Origin of the sequence: Caballeronia sp. (assembly GCF_049581465.1) — a bacterium.
Lineage (GTDB): Bacteria > Pseudomonadota > Gammaproteobacteria > Burkholderiales > Burkholderiaceae > Caballeronia.
On sequence record NZ_JBAUSA010001105.1, the window covers coordinates 1 to 4,618 of the forward strand.

Consider the following 4,618-nt stretch of genomic DNA (forward strand, 5'->3'; position numbering starts at 1 on the left):
CAGCGACGTGATTGTCGCGGTGCGGACAGAGCAGGCCGGAGTCACGCTGAGCGATGACTGGGACGGATTTGGTCAGCGCACGACGGGTAGCGGCACGACCACGTTCAAAGACGCCGAAGTAGCGCCGCGACATATCGTGGATTTCTCGAAGCGCTTTAAATATCAGACCGCTTTCTATCAGATATTCCATCTTGCGACGCTCGCAGGCATTGCTCGCGCGGCGGAGCTTGACGCGGCGTCGGAGGTGCGGGCACGCAAGCGCATATACAGCCATGGCAACGCGCAGCATGTCAGTCAGGACGTCCAGATCCAGCAGGTGATTGGCGAAATCGCGGCGTGGGCGTTTGCAGCGCAAGCGATCGCGCTGCACGCCGCAGAGTCCGTGCAACAAGCCTACGAAGCGCATTTTTCAGACGATGCGGAAGCCGAAAAGCGCTTCAATATCGAGGCTGAAATCTCGTCGGCCAAGGGCCAGGTCGTTGTCACGGAACTGACTCTGCGCGCCGCCACGCATTTGTTCGACGCGCTCGGCGCCTCGGCGACCAGCGGTGCGACGGGGCTTGATCGGCACTGGCGAAATGCCCGTGCGGTGTCGTCTCACAATCCGACCGTGTATAAAGCAAAGCTCATTGGGGACTGGTCGATCAATCAGACGGAGCCCGTCTACGCGTGGAAGGTTGGCGCCGGACCCGGGCGGGATAAGCGGGATACATAACCCGCGTCGACGCAATCGGCACTTCATAAGCCGCCAAGGCTCGGGCAAACCCTCGGCCAGACATCATCGAGCAGAAAGCAGGTAGTATTTATTCTGCGGCAGGCCGCGGCCGGATCGAATGGAGCAGTCATCCAGCCGTCACAGAGGCAACGTTCCCTGGAGAACTGGCATGGCTAAGTGGACCCCGGATCCGACGTTCTACCCTTCCCCGCGGATGGCCATGAAGGCGCCGCACGAGACCATCGCCTACGTGGCAAGCTTCGACCCCACGCGACAGGTTCCCGACGCCATCGCGGTGGTCGACGTCGATCCCGCGTCCGCCACGTATTCGCAAGTCCTCAAGAATGTTGCAATGCCGAACACGGGCGACGAACTTCATCATTTCGGCTGGAATGCGTGCAGTTCTTGCCTGTGTCCCAACGCGCCGCATCCGCACGCCGAGCGCCGTTATCTGATCGTGCCGGGACTCCGCTCGTCGCGAATTCACATCCTCGACACCCAGCCCGACCCGCGCAATCCGTCAATCGTCCGCGTGCTCGAGCCAGAAGAAGTCGCCGAAAAGGCCGGCTATACACGGCCGCACACGGTCCATTGCGGACCTGAAGGCATCTACGTCGCGGCCCTTGCCAACGCAATGGGAGAAGCACCGGGTGGTATCTTCTTGATGGATCACGAAAATTTCGATATCCGCGGCCAGTGGGAAATTGATCGTGGTCCTCAGCAATTATCGTACGACGCGTGGTGGCACCTCGGGCATGACACGATGGTCACCAGCGAATGGGGCTTGCCGGCGACTTTTGAAAATGGCCTTGTTCCGGAGGTCTTGCTGGGCGGCCAGTACGGTCACAAGCTGCATTTCTGGGATCTGCATACGCGCAAGCACCAGCAGGAAATCGACTTCGGGGCGGAGAACCAGTTGGTGTTCGAACTGCGCCCCGCACACGATCCAACCAAGGCTTATGGGTTCGTCAATTCGGTCATTAGCCTGAAGGATCTGTCCGCGTCGATCTGGACGTGGTATCGCGACGGTGACGCCTGGGCCGTCAAGAAAATCATCGAGATTCCGGCCGAGCCCGCCGACGCCGACCTTTTACCGCCGATGCTCAAGGGCTTCGGCGCGGTCCCGCCCCTTGTCACCGATATCGACCTCTCGATGGACGACCGCTTCCTTTACGTCGCTTGCTGGGGAACCGGCGATCTTCGGCAGTACGACGTATCGGATCCTTTTTCACCCAAGCTCGTGGGCACGGTGCGAATCGGCGGCATTGTCTCGCGGGAGACGCATCCGAAAGCCGCCGGTCGCAAGCTGAACGGCGGCCCGCAAATGGTCGAAGTCAGCCGGGACGGAAAGCGCGTGTACTTCACGAATTCCCTCTATGGCGTCATCGACGAGCAGTTTTATCCCGATGGACTGAACGGCTGGATGGTCAAGCTCGATGCCCAGTCCGACGGCGGTATCGACTTCGATCCGCGCTTCCTGGTCGAATGGCCCGCAAGTCACCGGCCACATCAAGTCCGGCTCGAAGGCGGCGATTGCTCGTCGGATTCGTATTGTTACCCATGAGCCTCTTTATCGATCCGGCTTGTCCATGACGGCCTCGTGGCCTCCTGGGGTGCCCCTGTCGACCTGGCTGGTCATCGCGGGGTTAGGCGCATTCCACGGCATCAATCCGGCGATGGGATGGTTGTTCGCCGTGGCCCTCGGCTTGCACCGACGCAGCCGGCAAGCCGTCCTTCTCGCGCTCCCGCCCATCGCGCTGGGTCACGCGCTGTCTATTGCGATCATGGCAACGAGCGTGTTCACGCTGAGCACGTTTATCGACAGCCGCTATATACGCATTGCTAGCGGTTGCGCACTGATTGCGTGGGGCGTCTATCACCTCCGGTACGGCCATCGGCACCGGGTTCGGGTCGGCATGATGACCGGCTTCACCGGTCTCGTTGTCTGGTCGTTCCTAATGGCGAGCGCGCACGGCGCCGGGCTGATGCTGACTCCTGCTCTGATCCCCTTGTGCCAGACAGCCGCCACCGGGCTAACCGGCCCCCTGCTGGCGTCGCTTGCCGCAGTGGGCTTGCATACGCTAGCAACGTTGGTCGTGACTGGGACGGTCGCCATGCTGGTCTACGAATGGCTCGGCGTCGGGGTGTTAAGGCGCGGCTGGATCAACTTCGACCGAGTCTGGCTTTGCGGACTGTTTGGAACGGGCGCCTGGCTGATCGCTGCTGCTTGAAATCAGATCAAGCCAGTGCTCCTTGCGCGCGATTTTTCTTTTGCAGTCTCCTGCGGGTTTGCTTGTTCCTATTGGTTGTTTCCATTGAACCTCCATCGTCGGTAGCCTCTACACATGCCTAGGACGGCAGGTTTAATGGAGGTAAAACGAGCATGAATTACAAGGGTTTTGAAGTAGCGCCGGTCGCACAACCGCTACCCAGCGGCTTATTTGCCGCCAACCTCGTCATTGAAGACGACACTTCGCCGCTCAAGCGCGCGTACACATTCGACGCACTCGATTATTTCTTTGAATCCGACCACGCGATCGCTTACGCGTCGCGTTGGGCGCGCATGTGGATCGACGAACGGCAAGGTCTGCTTGTTCGCCGCTCACCAACAGCCCGAGATCGTCTGTCTCGGAAGAGTTTTGTTTCAGCGCATCTGCGATAGACGTGGAGAGTGCAAGTTGCCCCCGCAACCGCTGTGCTGCAGTAATCTGTGGTGGTGGCGTGTTCCCGGTTGACTGTTTAAGCAGATTGAACATCGCTTGCAGTTGGGTCCGAAGTTCCTCATCACTCTCCGTTTCCAGTGAGAGATAGCGCGACATAATGACTTGGAGATTCTTGGCGCCACCACAATCCGGCGGCGCGCTGTCAAGAGCGCGTGTTGACATGCCCATCAGCTGTTCGCGGTCTTCCTGTGAAATTCGCTGCATTCCGTCCAGCATGCCCAATGCGTGCGACAAGGCCAATGTGCTCGCGGCAGCTGGATCAGTCGTATCCGGCGAGCGTGAGAAATGAAATAACTGAGATGTATCTGAAATTCATGGATTAAGGCTGAAAAAAACTTTGGACAAACCAATGCGACATTCCGGCTTGCGCCTGGCGCGTTTCCCTTACAGTGCGATTACGGATTGTCGACGATCTACGCACCGATGTCGACTGGCCGCTTTTGGCGGACCATCGCCCGATGCCGCCGGTGGCACCGGATCGCACTGCCGCCCGGTTCAGCCCGAAACGGTCATCGCCTTGCCGGTTTCAGCGCGACCTTTTATTTGCAGAATTGGTACGCATGTGCGGGAAGCGTATTCGGAGTCCTGATTGAAAGCTAGTCAGCCGACTTTTCGTACAGTGACCAGACATAGCCGCCGGGTTCCGGTTCCGGGTACAGTCCTACGCGGATGAAGCCCAGCGACTCGTAGTAGCCGCATAGCTTCGCGTTGTGGGCGGCGCAGTCGAGTCGAACAAGACGCCGGTTCAAGGCGCTCATCTTGTTAGCGCACCAATCAAGCATGAAGTTGCCGAGTCCACGTCCGTTAAAGCCTTTCCGCACACAAAGCCCATGAACATAACCGGCGATCGGTTCTTGAGGTCCCCAGTGCCTTTCATCGTCTAGATCGAGCACAAACGTTCCGACCGACGTACCATCCAGCTCAACGACATACACCTCTCTTTGCGAGACATTGTTTCGTACCCACGTCTCGGAAAATCCGTCCCCTTCCTTGCCCCACGCACAATCGCCATGAGCCACCTTCTTCGCATGCGCATCGTTCCGGATCTGTATAAGAACCGGAACGTCCTCTACCGTCGCTCTGCGGATGCTTTTCGAGGTCATCGCTCATATCTCCGTTGACTTGCCCGAACCCATGATGCCCTCGATGATAACCAGCCGATGGGCAGGGATTCCTGGAC

4 protein-coding genes and 1 pseudogene are annotated in these 4,618 nt (G+C 59.0%); 3 read left to right on the plus strand and 2 right to left on the minus strand.

The window, feature by feature from the left end; all coding sequences use genetic code 11:
- From WCA53_RS27005 to WCA53_RS27015, 3 genes and pseudogenes are all read left to right on the plus strand, one after another.
- Nucleotides 1-715 (plus strand): annotated as a pseudogene (locus WCA53_RS27005) (monooxygenase); the annotation flags it as partial.
- A 169-nt stretch (nucleotides 716-884) separates the two neighbouring features.
- Nucleotides 885-2,279, plus strand: a complete 1,395-nt coding sequence (locus WCA53_RS27010) for a selenium-binding family protein (protein ID WP_423917891.1) — start codon at nucleotides 885-887, stop codon at nucleotides 2,277-2,279.
- Between the two features lie 25 nt (nucleotides 2,280-2,304).
- The gene (locus WCA53_RS27015) at nucleotides 2,305-2,946 is read left to right on the plus strand and encodes a hypothetical protein (RefSeq protein ID WP_423917894.1); all 642 of its coding nucleotides are present in this window, start codon (nucleotides 2,305-2,307) and stop codon (nucleotides 2,944-2,946) included.
- Between the two features lie 249 nt (nucleotides 2,947-3,195).
- On the opposite strand, the gene WCA53_RS27020 is transcribed toward WCA53_RS27015, so the two are convergent.
- A complete protein-coding gene (locus WCA53_RS27020) occupies nucleotides 3,196-3,654 on the minus strand; it encodes a hypothetical protein (protein WP_423917897.1) in 459 nt (152 codons plus the stop codon).
- Between the two features lie 380 nt (nucleotides 3,655-4,034).
- Complete coding sequence (locus tag WCA53_RS27025; RefSeq protein ID WP_423917900.1) at nucleotides 4,035-4,541, minus strand: N-acetyltransferase family protein; 507 nt, start codon at nucleotides 4,539-4,541, stop codon at nucleotides 4,035-4,037.
- Nucleotides 4,542-4,618: the final 77 nt, after the last annotated feature.